The organism is Mumia sp. zg.B21, assembly GCF_019550855.1.
Classification (GTDB): domain Bacteria; phylum Actinomycetota; class Actinomycetes; order Propionibacteriales; family Nocardioidaceae; genus Mumia.
Window position 1 is genome coordinate 173,527 of sequence record NZ_JAHWCJ010000001.1, and the last position, 22,382, is coordinate 195,908.

Annotated in this window: 27 protein-coding genes and 1 pseudogene; 15 read left to right on the top strand and 13 right to left on the bottom strand. The window is 70.0% G+C overall.

Annotation, left to right across the window (positions count from 1 at the left end; genetic code table 11):
* Nucleotides 1-110: 110 nt before the first annotated feature.
* On the bottom strand, nucleotides 111-563 hold the full coding sequence (locus KV100_RS00955; RefSeq protein ID WP_220341047.1) for a DUF1203 domain-containing protein: 453 nt from the start codon (nucleotides 561-563) through the stop codon (nucleotides 111-113).
* A 70-nt stretch (nucleotides 564-633) separates the two neighbouring features.
* A complete protein-coding gene (locus KV100_RS00960; protein WP_220341048.1) occupies nucleotides 634-1,692 on the bottom strand; it encodes a saccharopine dehydrogenase NADP-binding domain-containing protein in 1,059 nt (352 codons plus the stop codon).
* 71 nt (nucleotides 1,693-1,763) lie between these two features.
* Here KV100_RS00960 and KV100_RS00965 point away from each other — a divergent pair, with 71 nt between their 5' ends.
* Nucleotides 1,764-2,723, top strand: coding sequence for a GlxA family transcriptional regulator (locus KV100_RS00965; protein WP_220341049.1), 960 nt, complete (start codon nucleotides 1,764-1,766; stop codon nucleotides 2,721-2,723).
* A 54-nt stretch (nucleotides 2,724-2,777) separates the two neighbouring features.
* Nucleotides 2,778-3,389 carry a GyrI-like domain-containing protein gene (locus tag KV100_RS00970; protein WP_308291317.1) on the top strand — a complete coding sequence of 204 codons (612 nt, stop codon included), beginning with the start codon at nucleotides 2,778-2,780 and terminating at the stop codon, nucleotides 3,387-3,389.
* On the opposite strand, the gene KV100_RS00975 is transcribed toward KV100_RS00970, so the two are convergent.
* Nucleotides 3,371-4,021 carry a TetR/AcrR family transcriptional regulator gene (locus KV100_RS00975; RefSeq protein ID WP_220341050.1) on the bottom strand — a complete coding sequence of 217 codons (651 nt, stop codon included), beginning with the start codon at nucleotides 4,019-4,021 and terminating at the stop codon, nucleotides 3,371-3,373. The two genes, KV100_RS00970 and KV100_RS00975, sit on opposite strands and share 19 nt — an antisense overlap.
* 79 nt (nucleotides 4,022-4,100) lie before the next feature.
* Here KV100_RS00975 and KV100_RS00980 point away from each other — a divergent pair, with 79 nt between their 5' ends.
* The 3 genes from KV100_RS00980 (at nucleotide 4,101) to KV100_RS00990 (ending at nucleotide 5,547) form a co-directional block, all read left to right on the top strand.
* Nucleotides 4,101-4,775 carry a GNAT family N-acetyltransferase gene (locus KV100_RS00980; RefSeq protein ID WP_220341051.1) on the top strand — a complete coding sequence of 225 codons (675 nt, stop codon included), beginning with the start codon at nucleotides 4,101-4,103 and terminating at the stop codon, nucleotides 4,773-4,775.
* Nucleotides 4,768-5,058: a helix-turn-helix transcriptional regulator gene (locus tag KV100_RS00985; RefSeq protein WP_308290348.1), complete on the top strand. Its 291-nt coding sequence runs from the start codon at nucleotides 4,768-4,770 to the stop codon at nucleotides 5,056-5,058. The genes KV100_RS00980 and KV100_RS00985 overlap by 8 nt, the downstream gene beginning before the upstream one ends.
* Nucleotides 5,059-5,139: 81 nt before the next feature.
* Complete coding sequence (locus KV100_RS00990) at nucleotides 5,140-5,547, top strand: VOC family protein (RefSeq protein WP_220341053.1); 408 nt, start codon at nucleotides 5,140-5,142, stop codon at nucleotides 5,545-5,547.
* A 36-nt stretch (nucleotides 5,548-5,583) separates the two neighbouring features.
* On the opposite strand, the gene KV100_RS00995 is transcribed toward KV100_RS00990, so the two are convergent.
* Nucleotides 5,584-6,024, bottom strand: a complete 441-nt coding sequence (locus tag KV100_RS00995; protein ID WP_220341054.1) for a peptidoglycan-binding protein — start codon at nucleotides 6,022-6,024, stop codon at nucleotides 5,584-5,586.
* A 184-nt stretch (nucleotides 6,025-6,208) separates the two neighbouring features.
* Between KV100_RS00995 and KV100_RS01000 the strand changes: the two genes are divergently transcribed.
* Entirely contained in the window at nucleotides 6,209-7,186 is a 978-nt protein-coding gene (locus tag KV100_RS01000; protein ID WP_220341055.1) for a helix-turn-helix transcriptional regulator, read from the top strand.
* A gap of 15 nt (nucleotides 7,187-7,201) precedes the next feature.
* On the opposite strand, the gene KV100_RS01005 is transcribed toward KV100_RS01000, so the two are convergent.
* From KV100_RS01005 to KV100_RS01020, 4 genes are all read right to left on the bottom strand, one after another.
* A complete protein-coding gene (locus KV100_RS01005; protein ID WP_220341056.1) occupies nucleotides 7,202-7,909 on the bottom strand; it encodes a GAF and ANTAR domain-containing protein in 708 nt (235 codons plus the stop codon).
* An 84-nt stretch (nucleotides 7,910-7,993) separates the two neighbouring features.
* On the bottom strand, nucleotides 7,994-8,953 hold the full coding sequence (locus KV100_RS01010; protein ID WP_220341057.1) for a manganese catalase family protein: 960 nt from the start codon (nucleotides 8,951-8,953) through the stop codon (nucleotides 7,994-7,996).
* A gap of 211 nt (nucleotides 8,954-9,164) precedes the next feature.
* Nucleotides 9,165-10,046 (bottom strand): RNA polymerase sigma-70 factor, encoded by an 882-nt coding sequence (locus KV100_RS01015; protein WP_220341058.1) that lies wholly within the window; start codon nucleotides 10,044-10,046, stop codon nucleotides 9,165-9,167.
* A 2-nt stretch (nucleotides 10,047-10,048) separates the two neighbouring features.
* Nucleotides 10,049-10,648, bottom strand: coding sequence for a carboxymuconolactone decarboxylase family protein (locus tag KV100_RS01020; RefSeq protein ID WP_220341059.1), 600 nt, complete (start codon nucleotides 10,646-10,648; stop codon nucleotides 10,049-10,051).
* A gap of 234 nt (nucleotides 10,649-10,882) precedes the next feature.
* Between KV100_RS01020 and KV100_RS01025 the strand changes: the two genes are divergently transcribed.
* The 4 genes from KV100_RS01025 (at nucleotide 10,883) to KV100_RS01040 (ending at nucleotide 15,293) form a co-directional block, all read left to right on the top strand.
* Nucleotides 10,883-11,140, top strand: coding sequence for a hypothetical protein (locus tag KV100_RS01025; RefSeq protein ID WP_255559275.1), 258 nt, complete (start codon nucleotides 10,883-10,885; stop codon nucleotides 11,138-11,140).
* A complete protein-coding gene (locus KV100_RS01030; RefSeq protein WP_220341060.1) occupies nucleotides 11,137-12,405 on the top strand; it encodes a cupin domain-containing protein in 1,269 nt (422 codons plus the stop codon). Before KV100_RS01025 ends, KV100_RS01030 begins: the two co-directional genes overlap by 4 nt.
* Nucleotides 12,395-13,330, top strand: coding sequence for a sucrase ferredoxin (locus tag KV100_RS01035; protein WP_220341061.1), 936 nt, complete (start codon nucleotides 12,395-12,397; stop codon nucleotides 13,328-13,330). The genes KV100_RS01030 and KV100_RS01035 overlap by 11 nt, the downstream gene beginning before the upstream one ends.
* Before the next feature lie 100 nt (nucleotides 13,331-13,430).
* Nucleotides 13,431-15,293, top strand: a complete 1,863-nt coding sequence (locus KV100_RS01040) for a glycoside hydrolase family 3 protein (RefSeq protein ID WP_220341062.1) — start codon at nucleotides 13,431-13,433, stop codon at nucleotides 15,291-15,293.
* A 15-nt stretch (nucleotides 15,294-15,308) separates the two neighbouring features.
* Here KV100_RS01040 and KV100_RS01045 read toward each other — a convergent pair whose 3' ends face one another.
* Nucleotides 15,309-16,391 (bottom strand): HAMP domain-containing sensor histidine kinase, encoded by a 1,083-nt coding sequence (locus tag KV100_RS01045; protein WP_255565883.1) that lies wholly within the window; start codon nucleotides 16,389-16,391, stop codon nucleotides 15,309-15,311.
* A gap of 10 nt (nucleotides 16,392-16,401) precedes the next feature.
* Nucleotides 16,402-17,097, bottom strand: coding sequence for a response regulator transcription factor (locus KV100_RS01050; RefSeq protein WP_220341064.1), 696 nt, complete (start codon nucleotides 17,095-17,097; stop codon nucleotides 16,402-16,404).
* A gap of 87 nt (nucleotides 17,098-17,184) precedes the next feature.
* On the opposite strand from KV100_RS01050, the gene KV100_RS01055 reads away from it, so the two are divergent.
* Together KV100_RS01055 and KV100_RS01060 are read left to right on the top strand one after the other, a co-directional pair.
* On the top strand, nucleotides 17,185-17,787 hold the full coding sequence (locus KV100_RS01055) for a M15 family metallopeptidase (protein WP_220341065.1): 603 nt from the start codon (nucleotides 17,185-17,187) through the stop codon (nucleotides 17,785-17,787).
* Nucleotides 17,784-18,335 carry a VanZ family protein gene (locus KV100_RS01060; protein WP_301022291.1) on the top strand — a complete coding sequence of 184 codons (552 nt, stop codon included), beginning with the start codon at nucleotides 17,784-17,786 and terminating at the stop codon, nucleotides 18,333-18,335. Before KV100_RS01055 ends, KV100_RS01060 begins: the two co-directional genes overlap by 4 nt.
* Here KV100_RS01060 and KV100_RS01065 read toward each other — a convergent pair.
* Nucleotides 18,226-19,512, bottom strand: coding sequence for an MFS transporter (locus KV100_RS01065; protein WP_220341066.1), 1,287 nt, complete (start codon nucleotides 19,510-19,512; stop codon nucleotides 18,226-18,228). The genes KV100_RS01060 and KV100_RS01065 overlap by 110 nt on opposite strands.
* 17 nt (nucleotides 19,513-19,529) lie before the next feature.
* On the opposite strand from KV100_RS01065, the gene KV100_RS19245 reads away from it, so the two are divergent.
* Nucleotides 19,530-19,994, top strand: coding sequence for a hypothetical protein (locus KV100_RS19245; RefSeq protein WP_255565884.1), 465 nt, complete (start codon nucleotides 19,530-19,532; stop codon nucleotides 19,992-19,994).
* Here KV100_RS19245 and KV100_RS20305 read toward each other — a convergent pair.
* Both KV100_RS20305 and KV100_RS01075 read right to left on the bottom strand, forming a co-directional pair.
* Nucleotides 19,946-20,059, bottom strand: a pseudogene (locus tag KV100_RS20305) (hypothetical protein); the annotation flags it as partial. The gene KV100_RS19245 and the pseudogene KV100_RS20305 overlap by 49 nt on opposite strands.
* A 71-nt stretch (nucleotides 20,060-20,130) precedes the next feature.
* Nucleotides 20,131-20,787, bottom strand: coding sequence for a DUF4230 domain-containing protein (locus KV100_RS01075; RefSeq protein ID WP_220341067.1), 657 nt, complete (start codon nucleotides 20,785-20,787; stop codon nucleotides 20,131-20,133).
* A 94-nt stretch (nucleotides 20,788-20,881) separates the two neighbouring features.
* Between KV100_RS01075 and KV100_RS01080 the strand changes: the two genes are divergently transcribed.
* Nucleotides 20,882-21,937: a tocopherol cyclase family protein gene (locus tag KV100_RS01080; RefSeq protein ID WP_220341068.1), complete on the top strand. Its 1,056-nt coding sequence runs from the start codon at nucleotides 20,882-20,884 to the stop codon at nucleotides 21,935-21,937.
* A gap of 37 nt (nucleotides 21,938-21,974) precedes the next feature.
* A complete protein-coding gene (locus KV100_RS01085; protein ID WP_220341069.1) occupies nucleotides 21,975-22,355 on the top strand; it encodes a hypothetical protein in 381 nt (126 codons plus the stop codon).
* The last annotated feature ends 27 nt before the right edge of the window (nucleotides 22,356-22,382 follow it).

Sequence of the window (22,382 nt, forward strand, 5' to 3'; positions counted from 1 at the left end):
TGCCCCGACGCCGCGCTCCGTGCGTGCACCCCCAGATCGACCGCCTCCTGCGCCCAGCTCACGCACACGACCGAGCTCGTCGGCGCTCAGCGCGTGGACGACGATCCGAGTCACGCCGCCGGGTGGACTGCGAACATGTAGCAGCCGTAGACCGTGTTGCGGACGTGCAGAAAAGCGACGTCTGGCTCCGCCAACAACCGCTCGGCCACAGCCTCTTGACCGGTGCCCGGCTCGACGATCTCACCACCAACTATCTGCCCACGCTGGTCGTACGCCCGGAAGACCACCGTCCTTGAGCGGAAGTCGTCCGGATAGCCCGGAGACTGCGGCCCCTCGCAACCGTCGGCGTGTAGGAAGACCGGCCCGGTCTCGGCGTACACACCTTGCGGGCCGGGCGGGGTCACGGCGCCCAGACGCACTCGCTCGCCGACTCGACTGTTGCGCAGGCAACAGCGCAGCTGAGCACCACCTTCGGTGTCGAGCCAGTCCCTGGCGTGCGTGATCGAGACGGAGGCGGGCAGCGCGTGAATTGACATGCTCATAGACAGATCCTTGTCAGCCACCGCACTGCATGCTGGCGGTTATCGGACGTCGTGATCCCGGTGCGGAGGTGGACGGAATCGCGGTGCTGGTTCAGGAGCGCGCGGCAGCAGCGGACGGTTGAGCGCGGCGGACGTCCCGCCGCAGGGTCAGCACGTCAGGCGTGAGCGCCCGCAGGAAGTCCTCGGCGTCGAACACCTCACCCGGTGCGACGGCACCTGTACCGGAAGCGCGGCCGTCGAGCAGTCGAGCCGTTGCCTCGACGATCACCGGTGCCGTGGCGGCGTAGATGTCCCGGCCACTGGCTGACATCCGGTGCGTCTGCGTCCCAGCCTGCGCGACGACGTCGACCACGAACTGCTGGGACGAACGGCCGCGGTCATCGATCGCCGGGGGAGGAGGGGTCTCTGGATCGCGGATGTCGGTGAGTGCCGACGCGCTGAGGTAGGAGTCGAGCCGGTCGACGGGCAGGTGCCGCGCGATGAGGACCGGCTCCGAGAACGGGACGGCGACGACGGCCTGCTCGCCCAGCCCCGGGAAGTCCCACGGGTCGGGCGGCGGGGACTCGCCGAGTGGTGCCAGCCGTCCGTCGACGATGGTCCGTCGAGGTGCGGTGTTGCGGCTCCCTGTGAGTCGTGTGCCGGTTGTCGGCCACCAACGGTCGAGCCCGACCGCGACCGTGAGCGCGGCCGGCTCTGTCAACCCGTCGAGGATGGACGTCGCGAGCAGGTCGGCGAGGCCGCCGTAGAACGCCATCGCGGGGATGACCGCGACCCCCGCCTCCTCTGCATCGAGAGCGCGCGCGGCGTACACGGCTTCGACGGCAGGCTGTTCGGCGGTGACGTCGAGGTAGTGGGCTCCCGCGGCAACCGCAGCACCCGACACGATCACGCCCGTGTCGAGGAACGGGCCGGCGACGTTGATGACGGCAGCCGCGCCAGCCACCGCCGTACGCAGCGCATCGGGATCGTCCACCCGCGCCGGACGGATCTCCAGGTCGCGCCGCCCGTCGGTCATCGCTGCGAGTCGCGTCTCGTCACGGCCGGAGAGGATCGGAGTGAGGCCGCGTCGAAGGAGCTCGTCGACGACGAAGCGGCCGGTGTGACCGTACGCGCCGTACACGACGACGGGACCGGGGGAGGAGGAAGTCATGTCCCCATCCCATCGCGAGCCACCGCTGAACAGCCAGTGTCCGAACCGACGCCTGTCGTACAGTTTGCGACATGGTCAACGTGGGGCTGGCTCTGCACGCTGACGCGATGCTGTACGAGACGGCGATCGCCGCCGAGGTCTTCGGCGTCGACCGGTCGGACCTCTCGGGCGACGGCGCGTGGTACTCCCTCGTCGTCGCCACCCCCGACGGCACACCCGCGCCGTGGCTCGGCGATGCGCCGACCGTGGGGTACGACGCGCTGACAGGGGTCGACCTCGTCATCGTCCCGTCGACGAACCACCTCGACGCCGCGCCCGACCCGACCCTGGTGGACGCGCTGCGGGCGGCTCATGCGCGAGGGGCGCGCATCGCGTCGTTGTGCACCGGCGCCTTCGTCGTCGCCGCGGCCGGACTGCTCGACGGGCGTGAGGCCGCGACGCACTGGATGCACGTCGCTGAGCTCGAGCGCCTCTATCCGGCCGTACGCGCGCGTGCCGACGTGCTCTACGTCGATGACGGGCAGGTCCTCACCTCCGCCGGCAAGACGGCCGCCCTCGACCTGTGCCTGCACCTGGTGCGTTCCGACTTCGGCAGCGCCGCCGCCAACGGGCTCGCGCGGCGCCTGGTCGTGGCGGCGCAACGACCGGGCGGGCAGGCACAGTTCATCGCGGCACCCGTGAGTCCGACCGGGCCGGACTGCGTGGGTGCTGCCCTGGACTGGGCCCGCGAACACCTCGACCAGCCGCTCACGGTCACCGACCTGGCACGCGAGGCCGGACTCGGCGCACGCCAGCTGACGCGCCGGATGAGCACCGCGACCGGGCTGACGCCTCTGAGGTGGCTCCACCGCGAACGCGTGCTCCGCGCCCAGGAGCTGCTCGAGCGCACCGACGCGTCGGTGGAGCAGATCGCCACCCGGTGCGGCCTCGGCACGGCCACCACGTTGCGTCGGCACTTCGTCCGTACGGTTGGTGTCAGTCCCACCACCTACCGCGCGACGTTTCGCGGTGAGCTGACCCGCAGCCACTAGGGTCGTCTGCACGCCGGAGGGGCCGGTCGTTCACGGGGCGCGGGGGAGCGGACAGTGTCGAGCTACGACATCAAGAAGGAACGCAAGGACCTCTACGCGCCCAAGGCTGACGACTTCGTCGTCGTGGACGTCCCCGAGATGTCGTTCCTCATGATCGACGGACACGGTGACCCCAACACCTCGCCCGCCTATCGAGAGGCGGTCGAAGCGCTCTACACGACGTCGTACGGCGCCCGGTCGATCGCGAAGACGCGACTGGACCGGGTACACACGGTGGCGCCGCTCGAAGGACTCTGGACCGCCGACGACCTGTCGGTGTTCCAGACGCGGGACAAGAGTGCGTGGGACTGGACGATGATGATCGCTCAGCCGGACTGGATCACCGGCGACATCGTCGACGAGGCGTTGGCCGTGGGGAGCAAGAAGGGACTACCGGCGCTGGGTCTGCTCAGGTTCGAAGGATACGACGAGGGCCGGAGCGTGCAGATCCTCCATCGAGGCTCGTACGACGACGAGGGTCCGACCCTGAGACGCCTCCACGAGGAGTTCCTTCCCGCGCACGGGCTGCGTCCGTCCGGACGCCACCACGAGATCTACCTCTCCGATCCTCGCAGTACGGACTCGTCCGCGCTGCGGACGATCTTGCGTCAGCCCGTCGTCGGGTGACCGTGGGCGGCCAAGCGCAGGCGGTCGCGGATGGCGCGTCGGGCGCGGTCGTAGGACGTGTCGCCGCGGTCGAACAGGGAGTCGAGGTTGGCGCCGTCGAGGAACGCGTTCAGCTCGAAGACGAGCTGGTCGATTGATTCGGCGGCATCGAGCTCGCCGAGGGCCTGGGCCTCCATCAGCGACCGCTCGATGAGCTGAAGCCACTCGTAGTGCGCCGTGGTCAGGGCGTCACGCACCGCGCCGTCGCGGGCGGCGTACTCGGTGCTCGTCCTGGCGAAGAAACAACCGCCCGGAAAGACGCGTTCGCGCGAGTAGTCGAGCCATGCGGCGAGGAGGGCCGACACCCGCCCGAGGCCGGGGGTCGTCTCGAGCGCCGGGCGGACCACGGTGTCGAAATAGATCCGCTTCGCTGCCCGGATGGTGGCGAGCTGGAGCTGCTCCTTCGCGCCGAACAGGGCGAACAGGCCGCTCTTGCTCATCGAGAGCTCCGTGGCCAGGCGCCCGATGGAGAGTCCGTCGAGGCCCTCGACGGAGGCCACATCCACGGCACGACGGAGCACTGCCCGCCGCGTCGCATTGCCGCGGCGCACCCTCCCGTCGGGATGGTCGCCGAGAGTGGTCTCCGTCTCCATGTCTCCCCGAACTTAGCGCAGAGCCACAGCCTAACAAATGATACGATCGTTCGTATTGTCTTTGCTTTCGGGGGGTTTTATGACAGCGACGGTCGAGCCGAGCGACGTGGAGCTCCGTGCGGGTTCCCTCGACGACCTCGAGGCGATGGAAGCCTTCCTGTTCGCTCTGTCGCCAGACACCTCATATCGGCGCTTTCTCACCGGCTTCGGACCCCAGACACCACCGGCCCTCGCGAAGCACCTGCTCCGGCCCGGTGCCGTGGGCGGTTCGGTGCTCGCCTTCCGCGGCGCCGCTGTCGTCGGACATGCCATGTGGGCACCGATCGCGACGAGCACGGGCGACGGCGAACCGGCCGGCGGCGGGTTGACGGCCGAGGTCGCGGTGGTGGTCGCCGACTCCGACCAGGGCAGAGGTCTCGGCTCCCGCCTGATCGACGCCGTCGTCCACGACGTCCCGAGCGAGGACTTCTCCGCCGTCCAGGCCGTCGTCAGTGCCGAGAACCGCATCGCGCGGCGGATGATCCTCGCGCGGGTGAGCGACCCGGCCTACGTGCGCAACGGTGCGGAGATCACCGTCACGGCAGAGGTAGGTCAGATCGCGACGAGCGCGGCCGACGGGGCGGTACCGTCGGGAGGTGCAAGCGCAGAGCCCGCAGACCCTCGCGCACCTTCGTCGTGCTCGCGACCTGATGGACGCCGACTACGCGCGTGCGCTCGACGTGCCAGCGATGGCCAGACGCGCGTGCATGTCTGACGCGCACTTCAGCCGCGAGTTCAAACGCGCGTACGGCGAGACGCCGTACGGCTACCTGATGACACGACGTGTGGAGCGCGCGATGGCGCTGCTGCGCGCCGGCGTCAGCGTGACGGATGCCTGCATGGCCGTCGGCGCCTCCTCGCTCGGATCCTTCAGCTCGACGTTCACGCGCATCGTGGGAGAGACGCCCAGCGCCTATCGCGCGCGGCCCCACGACGCGGTCGAGGCGATGCCTCCCTGCATCGCGCGTCTGCTCACGCGCCCTGTGCCCCTTCGCTGAGGACGGGGGGAGGGCCGAGGACAGGGCAGCTCAGCAGGATCGGAGAAGCCTCGGCGTCGCCGTGTCCGTAGCGTGAGGCGCATGGACATCAGAGCGAAGTACTTCCCGATCACGGTGGACGACGTCGACGCCGCGATCGGCTTCTATCGCGACGCGCTCGGCCTCGAGGTGGTCAACGACGTCGAGTCCGACGGTCACCGGTGGGTGAGCCTCGGCTTCCCCGGCCAGCAGGGTGTCACCGTCGTCCTCTCCGACCCGGGAGCGGGACGGTCCGAGGACGACGGCGACTCCCTGCACCGTCTCGTCGCCAAGGGCTCCGGTCCGGGCCCTTACGTGTTCAGCACGAGCGATCTGGACGCCCTCTTCGACAAGGTCAGCTCGAGTGGCGTCGACGTCTTGCAGGAGCCGATGGACCAGCCATGGGGTCCACGGGACTGCGCGTTCCGTGATCCGGCCGGCAACCTGATCCGGGTCGACCAGCTGACCTGAACACGGTGATGGCGGCACCGCCTAGCGCGTCGGTCACTAGAGCCTTCGGCAGACGTTAGTGTCCTGGTCGCCCTCCCACACGTCTTGTCGGTGCAGCATCTTGTCCCTGGTCGCCGGTCCGTACACGCCGTCAGCCGTGATCTTTGCGATCTGCTGGACCCGCTTGACCGCGGCCTTGGTCGCCGGGCCGTAGTTGCCGTCGACGGCGATCTTGAGGACCGCTTCCCCCCGGCCTCGGTAACACCAGTTGATCGAGTTCTGGAGAGTGCGGACCGCTGCAGAGGCGTAGCCCTGCTGGAGGTGGCAATGGTCATCGCCGCTGCTCGTCGCGGGTATGGCGACGATGTTGCCGGTGCTGGCCACTGCCAGTCCCTTGTGGGTGCAGCCGGGACTGGCCGAGGCCGGCGCGCCCGACGTGACCAGCAGGCCGGCGGTGAGCCCGACGGCGGCCAAGGCCGAGTAGATCTTCCTCTTCATGTTTCCCCCTGGTGATGCTGATGGACGCCGTGGCGCGTCGACGTGCTGCGTGCACGGCGCCTCGGCGAAGGGATCGTGTCATCCGGCCGCACCAGAACGACAGGCATTTCGACGAGCATCGAAATAGGCAGCGCTGACCTACCCGTGTGCGAGCCTGTGGGAGGTCTGACAAGGGGGGAAGCCAGTGCTGCGCATTCACTTCAGCGAGCACGATCTCGCTCTCACGAGCGTTGCTGCCGCGCCCGATCCCATGTGGGAGATCGCGTCCAGCCTCCACCGGTTCCAGACTCGTGGGGGCCGCTGGCTGCACGAGAGGTGGTACGAGGATGCGTTGCGCAACCTGCGCGACACCGGCCTCGGACGCGCGGTTCGTTCGATGCTGCTGCCGTTGTTTCCGCTCGCCCGCTACTACCCCGACTTCCTCACGCCGGGAAGGGCGGCGGAGGGTCTCGATGCCGGGCTGGACGCGATCCTCGAATCGCCCGAGCATCGCGTCGCCGAGCAGATCGCGCGGGTGGATCCGAGCCGGGGCGCCGGTTCACCGCTGAGCACGCTGGCCGAGCCCCGTTCGCGCTCGACCCTGACCGATGCCCTGCGTGCCTACCACGCCACGGTGATCTCGCCGGTCACCGGTCAGATGGAGAGCCTGTTCGAGAGCGAGCGAGCACTGCGCGCCCGGCAGCTGCTGGACGGGGGTGTGGACGGACTGCTCCGGGGCCTCGGTCCGTCATTCGTCTGGCATGCACCGGTGCTCGGTGTGGTCGACCACGTGGACGACCGCGACGTCTATCTCGAGGGTCGCGGGCTCCGCCTCGTCCCTTCGTACTTCTGCTGGCGGCAACCGGTCACCCTCAGGGATCCCCACCTGCCGCAGGTCCTCGTCTACCCCGTGTCGCGAACCGCCGCGGACCTCGTCGCCGTGTCCCCTGAGCGGGCCCTCGCCGCCCTCATCGGAGGCAGTCGCGCGACGGCGCTCGCCGCCTGTGCTGTCGGTGCCACCACCTCCGAGCTTGCCGCTCGGGTGGGCGTGTCGGCCGCGACCGTCAGCTATCACACCCGCACCTTGCGCGAGGCCGGGCTGATCACCAGCCGCCGCGACGGCGACTCGGTGCTGCACACCCTGACCCGACTCGGCGGGGACCTTCTGCGCGAGACCTCGTGAGAGGTCTGGCCAGCGCTAGCCGGCCGCCGTGTGCTGCTCGGGGATCCGCCGGGTGGTGACGATGTGCTCGGCAACCGCGAGGAGCCGGGTGTTCGTGATGCTGGAGACTCGCTGCAGGAATCGGAACGCTCGCGAGTCGTCGAGCCCGTACCTCTCCATGACGATGCCCATCGCCTGGCCGATGACCGTGCGGCTGTTCACCGACCGTCCGAGGTTGTCGATCTGGCGGGACGAGGCGAGGGCGACGGCGATGTGGGCGGCCATGGCCAGGCCCACGATCTGGTCATGGCCGTCGAACGCGTCGGCGCGCTCGGCATACATGTTGAGCGCGCCGTAGTCGGTGGCGGTGGTGAACAGCTGGAAGGAGAGGGCACTTCCGAAGCCCAGGTCACGGTTGACCCGTTGACTCCAGCGCGGCCACCGCGCCTCGTCGGCCAGATTGGGCACGAGCGTGGTCTCGTGGTGGGCGATGGTATCGAGGCACGGCCCCTCACCGGCGTCGTACTGGAGCTGGTCCGCCTCTGCCGCCCGCGACCCGATGGTGTTGAGGGTCTCGATGCGGCCCCCGCGTCGGATCAGGCTGACGGCCGCCTCGTCGCACCCCGAGATGATGTCGACCGCCATCTTGAGAGCATGGTCAAGGGTCTCGCTCTCGTCGCCTTGTTCTTTGAGCGAACGCGCCAGTTCGACGAACCGGTCTTCGGGATCCTGCTGACGTGGCATTCACACATGATAAAGCGAGACGTCGGAGTGGTCAGGCTGGCACACGGCAGCCCCGCCGCGGTGCGACGGGGCCGCTGCGTAGTCCTAGGCCTTGGTCGTGGGCCCGAAGAGCGGGTCGGACGCCTCCGCCATCTCGATCTCCGCGGTGGCCTGGATCAGCGACAGGAGCTCGGGGTCGAGACCGGGCGAGAACTCTTCGAACCGCTCCTCGGCGATCGTCAGAGGGACCCCCATCGGCGCCTGCTCCGTGGCGTCGAGCTGCGTCCCGTCGTTCGACGGTGACATGCCCTGGAAGATGCGTCCGGCCTCCGAGGCACCCTCGAGATCGAACGTGTACTGCTTCGACTGGAGTCCGAGGTCCACCAGCTTCTTGACCTCCGGGTACCTCTCGGCGTTGGTCTTGGGGATCGGGAGGACCGATGCCCAGTTGACGCCGAGCGTCTCGAGAGCGCGCGCATAGGCGTTCTCGTGGGCCTGGTCGCGCACGATCAGGTACGAGATCGTCGAGCGCGCCGTCTTGTTGCTGGTCATCTCGTAGATCCGGCACTTCTGCAGGCGTCCGGTGGACTCGAGCATCAGGTTGTACAGGAGGTCGAGGACGAGGTTGCCCGAGTTGTAGACATAGCTTCCGGACCACGGATTGCCCGCGGCGTCGACCGGCAGGGCGCCCTGAGCGGCCACCAGGTAGTGGTGGATGTTGCTCTCGTGGAGCGCCGTGTCGAGAGGAGTCTTGCCCTTGGCGCCGGGCATGTCGAGCGGGTCGGTCTTCTTCCCGTTGTATCGGGGCGAGCCGTCGAGCAGGCGCGAGATCGTGGTGCCGATCAGCTCGACGTGGCTGATCTCCTCTGTCCCGATCCCCTGGAGGAGGTCCCGGTAGGGCTTCCCGTCCGGGCCGCGGAAGTTCATGCTCTGGAAGAGGTACTGCATCATCGTCCGCATCTCGCCGAACTGGCCGCCGAGCCCTTCTTGCAGCGCGTTGGCCGCTGCGGGGTCCGGCTCGTCCGGGATGATCTCGTTGATGAGTCGCTGAACGTGCAGATACATCGCTGCCTCCTGGCGAGCCCGCGCACCCCCGCTCCATGGATGGAGCGATCTGGTGAGGGCGTGCAAGGCTATGGAGGTACCCCCTACGCGCGTCGTCAACCTTCCTCAGGCTTCGCTTTTCTCGCGGTGACGGCGGCTCGGGCTCAACCTGCGGATCCCGCCGGGGATGGACCCGGCGACCGCGATGGAGAGGGACGCCCGTACGCCGGCCCTAGCGGCTCAGCGTCGCCACGACGTCGATCATGCCGAGCTTGGCCGGGTTGCGCACCACGTAGATGCGGCTGATCCGACCGGCTTCGACGACGAAGCTGATCGCGGTGTCGAACCCGTCGGCGATGCCGACGACCCGAGCGCCGAGGGTCCCGTTGAACACGGTGGGAACGATCTCAGCACCCGGAGTCAGACGTCTGAACGGCTTCAGGAGGTTGGCGACCTTCTTGGCGCCGGCCACCGGGTTGAGCACGGCCTGAGCGACGCCGCCGCCGTCGGCCACGAGCACGACGTCCGGTGCCAGGACATCGAGCAGCCCTTGCAGGTCCCCCTCCCACACCGCCGCGAGGAAGCGGTCGACCACCTGCCGTTGCTCGACGCGGCCGACCTCCATCCGGGGCCGCCGCGCTGCGACGTGCTCACGGGCACGGTGCCCGATCTGGCGTACGGCTGCCGGAGTCTTGCCGAGGGTCTCCGCGATCTCCCCATACGGCGTCTCGAACACCTCGTGCAGCACGAACACCGCGCGCTCGGTCGGCGTCAGCGTCTCGAGGACGGTGAGCATGGCGATCGAGACGCTCTCGGCAAGCGCGACGTCGTCCGCCACGTCCGGCGCCGTGAGCAGCGGCTCGGGGAGCCACTCTCCGACGTACTCCTCACGCCGCCGTGCGTTCGCCCGGAGCCGGTCCAAGGCCTTGCGCGTCACCATCCGTACGAGGAACGGGCGCGGGTGGCGCACGTCCGCGCGGGCGTCGGCGCCGATCGCGTCCCACCGCAGCCAGGTGTCCTGGACGACGTCCTCGGCATCGGCCGCCGAGCCGAGCATCTCGTAGGCGATCGTGAAGAGGAGACCTCGGTTGGCGAGGAACGGGTCGTCGGACACCTTCACGACCCTACGGCCGTCGGTGGGGTTGTGGTCGGCCCTGCGAGAGGAGGGAGTCCGCACGCCGCAGCGAAACCGTCGGACTCGATACCGAGAGCGATGTTGCCTCGTGTCGTGAAGTTGGCGAAGGCGATGATGGCGGTCAGCTCGACGACGGCGGCCTCGCCGAGCTGCGCGACGAGCGACGCCACCATCTCGTCGGTCACCGTCGGCTCCGTCGTCGACATCGCCTCCGCGTACGCCAAGACCTCGCGCTCGAGCGGGGAGAAGACGTCGGACTCGCGCCACCGCGGGATCTCGCGCGCCTTCTCGATGTCGAGGTTCTTGTTGAAGGTCTCGAAGTAGTTGAAGTCCAGGCACCAGCTGCACCCCACCTGGGCGGCCACCGCCATGTGCGCGAACGACTTCAGCTGTTCGTCGCAGGCGTCCCACTTCTCGACCTTGGTACTGGCACCGCTCAGGGCCATCATGACCTTCTGGTTGTGCCAGTACACGCCGACCGACGCCGGCACCTGGCCGAGCTTCTTCTTCGCGAACCGCTTGATGACTGCGCCCTTGATGCCGGTGATCTCGGCGGGGGCGATGCGGGGTGATCCGTTCATGTCGACCTCCTGTGCGAGCGGGTATGACATGGAGACGCACACCGACCCCGGAACGTGACAGCGCACGATGATCCCGCTCGGATCGCACGTGACCTGAACCCGGGACCGATTCGCCGTAAGGTTTCGCCCACACGGCAAGAGGGCAAGACTGAGGTGGTGGAGTCCTCCGTGGCTCCCGGTCTCAGCACATCCGCACTCCGCCGGCGTGGTCGGCGTAGGCAGAAGGAGATCCACATGAGCGAACGCGATCCCGAGACAGAAGGCCCCGCGGACGGTGGCGCCGAGGGTGTCCCCGGTGTGCACGACGGTGGCGCGGACGGTGGTGCCGACAGCGGTGCCGAGGGTCCCGCCGACGGTGGCGCCGAGGGCGTTCCCGGTGTGCACGACGGTGGCGCGGACGGTGGTGCCGACAGCGGTGCCGAGGGTCCCGCCGACGGTGGCGCCGAGGGCGTTCCCGGTGTGCACGACGGTGGGGCAGACGGCAGCGCATGACAGCTGATCGGATCGGGGCGCCCCTCTCCGAGGGGCGCCCCGCTGTCGTTCCTGAGGCCGCGTCGGCGAGCCCGACGGCACGCCTGCTGGGCCGACCGCTGGAGGAGTTCGCGTCGACCTACTGGGGCCGTGAACCGCTCCTGGCGACGGCCGCCGAACGCGACGGCGGGTTCGAGGACCTGCTCGACGAGGACGCGGTCGACGCGCTCCTCTCCGAGCACGGTCTGCGTACGCCGTTCCTCCGGGTGGCGCGCGACGGGACGACGCTGCCGAACCGCGACTTCACCGCCGGGGCCGGCGTCGGTGCGGGCATCACCGACCAGGTCGACGACTCCCGCCTGAGCACGCTCTTCGGCGACGGCGCGACGTTGGTGCTCCAGGGGCTGCACCGCACGTGGCCGCCGCTCGTACGCTTCGTCGCAGATCTGGCCGAGGAGCTCGGCCACCCCGTGCAGGCCAATGCATACGTCACCCCGCCGCAGGCGCAGGGGTTCGACGACCACTATGACGTTCACGACGTGTTCGTGCTGCAGGTCAGCGGTGAGAAGGAGTGGCGTATCCGCCCTCCGGTCCTCGAGGCGCCGCTGCGTGATCAGCCGTGGACGGAGCGCCGCGCCGCGGTCGCGCACGCCGCGCAGGAGCCGCCGCTGATCCGTACGGTCCTGCGGCCCGGCGACTGCCTCTATCTGCCCCGCGGATATCTGCACGCGGCCACCGCGCTCGGAGACGTCAGCACGCACCTCACGCTCGGCGTCCATGCCTGGACCCGGCACGCGCTCGCCGGTGAGGTCCTCCAATCGGTGCTCCGGTCGCTCACCGACGACCCCGCGATCCGTGCGTCCCTCGACGTCGGCGTCGATCTCGGGGACGAGCAGGCGATCGGTGACGATCTCGACCTCGTACGCGACCGACTGGCCTCGGCGATCGCCGACCTCGACCGTGCCGCCGTCGCTCGTCGGCTCGAGGGTGCCTCGCGTCGCGCTGGCAGGCCCGCGCCCGTCGGCCCCGTCGCGCAGCTGCGAGCCTCGCAGCAGCTTCAGCCGGACGACGTGGTGACGTTGCGTGAGCACCTGCACGGAGAGCTGCGCCTGCGCGACAACGGTGGCGCCGATCTTGTGAGCCGTGCGGGGACGGTCCGGCTCGATGCCGCGGACCTTCCTGCGGTCCGCGAGCTGCTGGTCTCGCGGGAGATCCCGGTCGGGACGCTCGGGATCGACCTCGCGCGCCGTCTGCTGGCACGGGCAGTCGTGGTCCGTGGCCGCTGATCCCGTGCCGACCGAGGCGCCGGCCGCCGAGCCGTTCCGTTGTGCGACGGCGGCGCGGCGACGTGAGGACCCGCTCGTGGCCACCGCGACTCCCGCGCGCCGCTGGCTCCTCGTCGAGCACCCCGGGCCGTGGCCGTTCAACGCCTTCGCGTCCGACGCGATCGAGCCGCACGTCCTGGCGGAGCTGGCTGCCGCGATCCGTCCCGCGCGGTCACGGCTGCTGATGATCCGCAGACCGGGACGTCAGGTGGTCGGTGCCGAGCGGCGCTGGGCCGTCCTGGACACCGAGCCGGGGCGCGAGCAGGTGTGGGGCACGTGGCGGGACAGCGCGGACCTCCGTGACGCCGCCGCCATCGTCGGCGAGCCGCTCCCGGAGGCGACGGGGCCGACGCCGACGACCCTCTTGGTGTGCACCCACGGCAGGCACGACGTCTGCTGCGCGGTCCGCGGTCGCCCCGTCGCGGCGGCTCTCGCCGAGCGCTGGCCCGAGGGGACGTGGGAGTGCTCGCACATCGGCGGCGACCGCTTCGCCGCCAACGTGATCGTGCTGCCCGGCGGCACGACGTACGGCAACCTCGATGCCGACAACGCCGTCGACATCGTCTCGTCCCACCTCACGGGCGCAGTCGTCCCGGCGTACCTGCGCGGTGTGGCGTCAGCGCCGCCGTACGGCCAGGCAGCGGTCATCGCGGCGTACGAGCGGTACGGGCCGTTGCCCGCCGAGGCGGTGCGCTTCGTCGACGGTCGTCAGGTCGGAGACGGTCGGTGGGTCGCGGAGCTGGAGGTTGGCCAGGAGCGTCGAGCGGCGGCCCACGTGGTGGCCGAGGTCGAGGCGAGCGAACGACCTCCGACGCTGCTCACGTGCGCCGCGCACATGGAGACGTCGGCGAGGGCGTACACGGTGACGCGGATGGGCGAGGCCTAGGCGGACGCACAGCGCCGCTGTTTTTCGCCTTCCCAACCCGCCTCGCGCGGGTCTAGGGTGCGTGTGACCCTCGTCACAGGTCGGGAACCCGGAGGCTCACATGTCCGCTCGGTCCACATCCACCACTCGCCATGTCCGGACACCGCTCCGGCTGCTGGCGATCGGGCTGTCGCTGGCGCTGGTCGCCGCGTTCGGGCCACCTGCGGCCACGGCGAGCGGGCCGGGGCACTCCGGTGACGCGCCGTACCGCGGCAAGGTGATCTCGCAGCTGCGGCACATGACGCTCGAGCAGAAGGTCGGTCAGCTCTTCGTCATCGAGGTGGCCGGGCGCGACGCCTACGCGCCGAGCGACGCAGCGAAGGCGATCAACCGGCGGATGTACGGCGTGGACACCCCGGCCGAGGTCGTGGCGAAGTATCAGCCCGGGGGAGTCATCTACTACACGCTCCGCAACAACGATGACAACATCGGCGACCCTGCGCAGGTCGCGACGTTGTCCAACGGCCTCCAGCGGGCTGCGCTGTCGCTGCCGTCCCGCATCCCGCTGCAGATCTCGGTCGACCAGGAGGGCGGCGCACTCGTCGCCCGCTTCGGGCCTCCCGCGACCCAGATGCCCGGCAACATGGCGCTCGGTGCAGGCCGGTCGACACGAGATGCTCGACGCTCGGCCGAGGTCATCGGCACCGAGCTCGATGCCGTCGGGGTCACTCAGGACTACGCGCCCGTCGCCGACGTCAACGTCAACCCCAACAACCCGGTCATCGGGATCCGGTCGATCGGGTCCGACCCGGGGCTGGTCTCGCGTCTGGTCGCCGCCCAGGTCCGCGGCTACCGTGCCGGCGGGGTCTCCGCCGTCGCCAAGCACTTCCCGGGGCACGGCGACACCGCCAAGGACAGCCACTTCGGTCTCCCCGAGGTGACGCACGACCGAGCCGAGCTGGAAGCGATCGACCTCCCGCCGTTCCGGGCCGCGATCGACGCCGGGATCGAGTCGATCATGACGGCGCACATCGTCCTGCCGGCGATCGACCCCGGTGTGCCGGCGACCATGTCGCACAAGATCCTGACCGGTCTGCTGCGCGAGGAGCTCGGGTTCGAGGGCCTCATCGTCACCGACGCGCTGGACATGCAGGGCGCCACCGCGACCTACCCGCCGGACGTCGCGCCCGTCCGCGCCTTCCTCGCGGGAGCCGACCAGCTGCTCGTGCCGCCGCAGATGGACACCGCCTACAACGCCGTGCTCGACGCCGTCCGCAGCGGCGAGATCAGCAAGCAGCGTCTCGACGAGTCGGTCTACCGCATCCTGCTGCACAAGCACCGCCGCGGGATCTTCGGTGACCCCTACGTCGACCCGGTGGCGGCCACCCACGTCGTCGGAGCCCCCGAGCACGTGGCCGACGCCCAGGCCATCACCGACCGGACGACCACCCTGGTCAAGAACGACGACGCGCTCCTGCCGCTCACGGCCGGACCTCGTCGGGTGCTCGTCGCCGGGTGGGGAGTCGGGACCACACAGACGATCGCGAACGCGGTCGCAGCACGGGGGGCGACCCCCCAGGTCCTGGAGTCGGGGACGACACCGACGGCCGCCGCGATCGCCAACGCCGTGACAGCAGCGCGAGCGTCCGACCTCGTGGTGGTGACGACCAACAACGCCTACGGCTTCAACCCGGACACCGGCCAGCCGACCGCGGCCGCGGTGGCGCAGACCGCGCTGGTCCGGGCGCTGCTGGCGACGGGGACGCCGGTCGTAGCCGTGGCGGTCCGCAACCCGTACGACGTCGCGTCGTTCCCCGCGGCGCCCACCGTGCTGGACACGTACGGGTACACCGCGCACCAGATGGACTCACTGGTCCGCGTCATGTTCGGCGAGCTCGAACCCACCGGGAAGCTTCCGGTCTCGATCCCGCGGGCGGACGGCACGGGCGACCTGTTCCCGTTCGGGCACGGGCTGGGCTACTGACGGGAGCGTCTGCGGCTATCGGTCCGTGTGAGGCTGTCCCCGCAGGAGGGGCAGCCGGACCGTGACGCACAGCCCACCGGCAGGCCGAGGGGCGAGGGTCAGAGTCCCAGCGTGCGCGCGGGCGATGTGCTGGACGATCGCCAGGCCGAGGCCGACCCCGGAGTGGTCGGCGTGGATGCGATCGGTGCCGCGCCGGAACGGCTCGGCCAGTGTCGCGACGAGCTGCGGGGTGAGCTGCTCGCCGGTGTTCTCCACGGTGAGCAGCGTGCTGGTCGGCTGAACGCTCGTGGTGACCTGCACGCTTCCGCGATCAGCGAGGTTGTGGACGATCGCGTTGTGGATGAGGTTGGTGGTCATCTGCAGCAGCAGCGCGGGTGAGCCGCTGGTCGTCGCGACGTCACCAGAGGTCTGGATGCTGACGCCGCGCCGTTCCGCGAGCGGGAGCAGGGTCTCGGTGGCCTCTTCGGCCACCAGCGACAGGTCGACGGGCTCGTGGGTGAAGGAGCCCTGGTCGGTGCGGCTGAGCAGGAGCAGGGCTTGGGTGAGCTCGATCGCCCGGGTGTTGACTGCCGAGAGACGTTCCACGAGCTCCCCCGTGTCGCGGCTCGGGTCCTTCCGAGCGAGATCGAGGAGCGTCTGCGTCACCGCCAGCGGCGTACGCAGCTCGTGCGAGGCGTTGGCCGCGAACCGCTGCTGCTCGGCGACGTGCGCCTCGAGTCGTCCCAGCATGGTGTCGAAGGCGTCGGCGAGCTCACGGAACTCGTCGTGTCGACCGTCGAGGTCGATCCGGTGCGAGAGCTCGCCGGTCGCCGCCCGACGCGTGGCAAGGGTGATGCGGGTCAGTGGAGCGAGCATCCGACCGGCAAGGAACCAGCCTCCGGCGAGACCGACCAGGAGCAGGACCGCCAGTGCTTGAGCAGCTCTCGGTGCGAAGGCTTCCAGCAGGTCGGAACGTGTGGGGGTGAAGGGGCCGGGGCCGAGGTTCGCATGGTCGGGCACATAGCGCAGGAGGAACACCCAGACCGTGGCGAGGAGCAGGGCACCGGCGACCATCAAGAAGCCGGCATAGCTGAGGGTGAGCTTGAGCCGCACGCTCATCCCCGGCGCCCTAGCCACCGCGTGCTCCCTCGCGCCCCACGTGCGTCTGCGTGTCGAGGCGATACCCGACGCCGGGAACCGTGGCGATCAGCCCGGGTTCCCCGAGTCGCTTGCGGAGGCCGGAGACGGTGATGCGTACGGCGTTGGTGAACGGGTTCGCGTTCTCGTCCCACGCCCGCTCGAGGAGCTGCTCCGCGCTGATGACGCCACCCTCGGCAAGGACGAGGATCTCGAGGACGGCGAACTGCTTGCGGGTGAGCGGGACGTAGCGGCCGTCTCGATAGACCTCACGACGGAACGGGTCCAGCCGCAGGCCGGCCACCTCGTGCACGGGCGGTCTGCTGTGCGCGCGGCGACGATCGAGCGCCCGCAACCGCAGCACCAGCTCCCTCAGCTCGAACGGCTTGGTGAGGTAGTCGTCGACACCCAGCTCGAACCCTGACGCCTTGTCGTCGAGGCGGTCGGCGGCGGTGAGCATGAGGATCGGTGTCCCGGCCCCGGAGTCGACGATGCGCCGGGCGATCTCGTCTCCGGACGGGCCGGGGATGTCACGGTCCAGCACGGCGATGTCGTAGGCGTTGACGCTGAGCAGCTCCAGAGCGGTGTCACCGTCGCCCGCGATGTCGGCGGCGATCGCCTCCAGCCGGAGGGCGTCGCGGACCGCCTCCGCCAGGAACGGCTCGTCCTCGACGACCAGTACGCGCATCCTCCGATGGTAGGGAGTGGGAACCTATCGCCGCCGTATCGAAATCTGCGTACGCCCTGACAACACGCCCTTTCCTTGACTGGCGGCATGTCCCGTCCCCAGGAACCGCGAGCGGCAGCGCGCCGCACCCGATCGATCCTCCTCACGGTCACGGTCGCCGCCGCGGCTGCCGCCACCGCCGCGCTGTGGGTGACCGTTCTCGGCATCCCGCAGACCGGCGTTCCCGCGGAGACCCGTGCCGTCGGCGCGAGCGGCAGGATCGCCGAGGGCGCGTCCGTCCTCGCCGAGATCCCTGCGGTGACGAACCTCGACCCAAGGCTCCGTACGGCGCTTCGCCGGGCGGCGACCGATGCGGCCGACGACGGTGTCGAGCTCGCCGTCAACAGTGGATGGCGCTCGTCCGACTACCAGGAGCAGCTCTTCCGAGAGGCCGCGGAGAAGTACGGCTCGGACGAGGAGGCCAGGCGGTGGGTCGCCCGGCCCGGGGCCTCGGTGCACGAGGCCGGGGACGCTGTCGACATCGGTCCGTCGACGGCCACGGCATGGCTGGCCGAGCACGGCGCCTCCTTCGGGCTCTGCCGGATCTACGACAACGAGCCGTGGCACTATGAGCTGCGAACCGACGCCGTGGCTCATGGTTGCCCACCGACCTACGCCGACCCGACCGAGGACCCGAGGATGCAGCGGTGATCATCGACCGGTACGGCGGCATCGGCCTCGTCATGCTGGCTCTTCTGCCGGTGGCAGCAGTGGTCGCGTGGGCGCTGGCACGCGTACGCCGTCGCGCAGGGAGCCCGACGAGATCGGCGTGGCGGGTGTCGCTCACCGAGGTCGGCATCGTGTACGGGACGGCACCGTGGGTCTGGCTCACCATGGAGCCGGGCAACCCCGCTGAGACCGGCACGGTGAGCCTGGTGCCGCTCCGGGACGTCGTCACCATGCCGCCGTACCAGGTCGTCGGGAACCTGTTGGTGTTCGCGGTGCTCGGCCTCCTGATCCCCGTGAGGTTCCGGGCACTCGCCTCGGTCCCGCGGGTCATGGTCGTCGCGGCCTTCTGCTCGCTGCTGATCGAGGTCACGCAGTACGTCGTCCAGCTGGGGCGCGTGGCCTCGGTCGACGACATCCTGCTCAACAGCGTCGGCGCAGGTCTCGCCGCTCTCGTCTCGCGCCCGTGGTGGCGCCGGTCGCGAGGGGCCGGCACGGCGTCGCGGCGGGAGCAGCCACGCGCGATCGCGTGAGCGCCACGACCATCAGGACCGACATCATTCCTCCGAAGATGCCGAACGCGCCCGCGAGCGACACACCACCTGCCACCGCGCCGAAGGTGGCCATCGCCGCCGGCATGAGGCAGTCGTCGCCGAGGCGCTGGATGGAGCCGAGGCGACCGAGGAACTGGGGCGCGACACTCCGGACGAAGACGGCATAGAGCAGCGCCGAGGCGGCTCCCGCGGTGAGACCGATGACCACGCACGACGTAGCCGTGACGAGGACCGTGGGCATCGCGAGGAGGACGATCGCCAGCCCCTGCACGACGAGCAGCGTGAACGCCAGTGGGGCGGGCCGGTGGGGTTGCCAGCGGATCATGACGGCTCCGCCCACGAGTGCGCCACACGCGACCAGGGCCTGGAGCAGGCCCAGCGTCCCCGCGCCCCACTCCGCGTCGCGCACGCGGAGGGCGAGACCGAGCCCGAGCGCCGGTCCGACGGCGAGATTGAGGCCCGAGAGGGTGATCACGAGCGTCCTCGTCGTCCGGGTGGTCCTCAGGTGCCCGAACCCCTCCCCGATCGCGCGCAGCATCGGGGCCGGATCCATCCGAGGCATGGGGAACCGGAGGCGGAGCGCCACCGCCAGATAGCCGAGAACCCCGAGATAGGTGATCGCGTTGAGCGCGGCACTGACCGTCAGCCCGCCGAAGGCGACCAGTCCACCGCCAATCGCGGCGCCGGTCATGGCGCCGAGACGTGCGGAGGTCTGGCTCGCCCCTCCGTACGCGGACAGGTCGTCCTCTCGCACGAGGTGACGACCGAGGGTGACGGCGGCCGGCTCGAAGATCGCGTCGCAGAGTCCGAAGCCGATCGCGGCGACGGCGAGCAGGGCGATCGACTCTCCTGCCAGGACCGCGACCGCGATGGTGCCGAGGAGGACGAGCACCCGAGCCGCGGTCGTCACGGTGAGGATCCGGCGTACGTCGAAGCGGTCGGCGACCGCCCCGCCGACCAGGAGGGCGGCGGCCCGGGGGAGCGTGCCGGCGGCAACGACCAGGCCGGCGACAGCGGGACTCGCGAGCTGCACCGACGTCCACGCGAGAGCGATGATCCATGCGGCGTCGCCGGCGTCCGAGACACCCTTGACCACGAACCACCCGTGGACCATCCGATCTCGGGCGAAGGGCGGCACGGTCGACGTCGTCGTCATGGCGCGCTGGGGAAGCCGTGCGTGAAGACGAAGACCGGCTCTCGATCGTGGCCGTCGTCGACGTCGATCGCGTCGCGCCACTCGCGCCAGGTCCGGACGAGGGCCTGATGGAGCGCGTCCAGCTCCGCGGTGTGGCGGAGGCGATCAACCCGCTGTTGAACGCGGCACGACGCCACTCTTCGCCCGCACCGTCAGACGCCCGCTTCCACGCTGCGAGCTTGGCGAGCTGGTGGTCGATGTTGACCCGCTCCGCGGCCTTCGCCTCCATCCGCGCAGCAGGGTCGGTGTTGAAGTCGTCGACCGACCAGGAGATCGAGCTCTGCACCAGTCGCCACCAGCTCGTCCGGGCGTCGGTTGCCAGCTCCGTCGCCTGGGAGACGACTCCGGCGCGCTCCAGCATCCGGAGGTGGTGGCTGATGCTTCCGACCTGCTGGTCGAGCGCGCGGGCCAGCGTGCTCACCTGGCACGGCCCGTGCAGATAGAGGTACTCGATCATCCGTCGCCGGGTCGGCTGCATCACGGCGCGCAGTGTCTCGATGGACGTCATGTCGCGACGCTAAGTTCGGTGTCGCTGTTAGACAACAGTTCTTGTACATCTCCGCCGAGCCGCTGCGGGCGCTACTGCCAGGTGATGCTCACGGTCTCAAAACCTGCCGCTGCGAGGAACGTGCGGAGCCACTGCTCGGTGTTCGCGCGCGCACGGTCGACCAGCTCGGACTCGTCGGCTGCCTTGTCGATCCGGGCCTTCGCGGTCCGGAAGACCGGACTGTCGTCGGTCGGGTTCTCGGCGAAGAAGTCCTCGACGCGGTCGGCGACGCCCCGCTGGCGCGAGACGATCCGTACCGACTGCTCGTCGATCTCGGCGCCGCTCAGCGTCGGTTGCGGGAGGGTGATCCTGATCGTGCTGGAGTCCTCCTCGACCGCGACGGAGTCCGCGTCGAGGCGGCTGAAGTCGACGGTGGCGCCCACCGAGCCGGTCACGATGGCGACGACGCGTTGGCCCGAGACGAAGCCGGGGACGAACTTCGTGTCGTTCTCGATGTCCACGTCCTGGGTGAAGTTGCCCTCGGCCGCGGTGAACTCCTCGAGCGTACGGATCCGTTCGAGCATCGTCGGCCCCGAGCGATCGACCGTCTCGGAGCCGAAGGGGTTGAAGCCGTCAAAGATGTTGAGGCGGTCGATCGCCATGACAGCAGCGATGGTGAGCAACGACGACGCGATCACCAGAGCGATCACGGTCTTGAACGCGGTCACACCGCTGCGCTGGAAGGCCACGGGCGTCAACATAGTGGCTCGACACGCGTCTGTGGTCCGGCCAGGGCCGCCGACGCGGCGCCTTCGGGCTCCGGTGCTCTGCCATAGTGCGGGGATGACTTCCTGGGTGCGCACCGCCGTCTCGTCAGTCCGGCAGGCGTACCGCGCGAGTGGTGCCGACCGACCGTTCGGCGACCCGCTGCCCGCGCACGGGGTCGCGATGGAGGGCTACTTCTGGCGGTTCACCGACCCCGCGTCGGGTCGCGTCGTGATCGCGCTCGACGGGGTGAACCAGGCCGCCGACGGGACGTGGTCGACGCTGGGACTCGCGGCTCACCCGGGCGGCTTCCTCCGCACCACGGCGCACCCGGCGGGCTCTGCCGCCGCGGACGGGCTGGGAGTGCTGTCGGGAGAGGCCTTCCACGGCACACCGGACAGCCTGCGGGTCGATCTCGGCCCGGACGCGCGGCTCGACGTCAGGGTCACGACCCCGGTGCCGTGGCCGCGTCGGAGCGTGGGTGGATCGAGTGTGTTCCAGGCCGTGCCTGGTCTCAACCAGTACTGGCACCCGTGGCTTCTCGGTGGGTCTGCGTACGGCCAGGCCGTCGTCGGGACGGAGACCTGGGACCTCGACGGGTGGTCGGTGTACGCCGAGAAGAACTGGGGCAAGGGCGGGTTCCCCGACTCCTGGTGGTGGGGGCAGGCCCAAGGGTTCGCCGAGCGGTCGGTGTGCGTCGCCTTCGCCGGCGGAGAGGTGACTGCCGGCCCGATCCGGACCACGGTGACCGCCGTCGTCGTGCTCCTGCCCGACGGCCGGTTGGTCCGGCTGGGCGACCCGGTCGTGTCGCCGGTCCGTGCGGAGGTGAGTGACGAGCGTTGGACGCTGCGCGGGCGCAGTGCCCAGTGGCAGCTCGAGATCGAGGGCTCGGGCAGTCTGGCGAGCGCGCACGTGCTTCCCGTTCCCCTCCCCGCGCAGCGGCGCAACGTCCCGGGTGCGATCGAGCATCTCGGCGCCACCATGCAGGTGACGGTGCGTCGCCGGGGACGGCGTGTCTGGGAAGGCGAGTCCCACCTCGCCGCACTCGAGCACGGCGGTATCGACCGGGCGCGCGCCGAGGTCGTACGCCGTGGCGGCGGGCCGGACGCCGTGGATGCCCCGCCGTTGTCGTAGCCGAGGCCTGACACCGGCGCGGCCTTATCGTGGCGGTGTGAGCGACGCCGCGGCGCATCTGCAGGTCCTGGTGATCGGCCTCGACCCCTTCCGGGTTCCCGGACCGTGGGATCCGGAGCCGGTCGCCGAGGCGATCGAGAGCGGCATGGCCGACCTGGCCGCCCGCGGTCATGACGCCGAGGCATGTCTGGTGGGGCTGGACGGCAGCGACGACATCCGCACGCGCGTCAGCAGTGCGCTTCGAGCGCGCCCTTGGAACTGTGTTGTCGTCGGCGGTGGTCTCCGCAAGGATGAGGACCAGCTCGAGCTCTTCGAAACGGTCGTCAACCTGGTCAGGCGTCACGCCTCTCAGGCGACCATCGCCTTCAACAGCACGCCCCACGACCTCGCAGACGCGGTCGTCCGATCTCTGCGATGAGCCCACGCCCAGGACCCGGCATCTGAA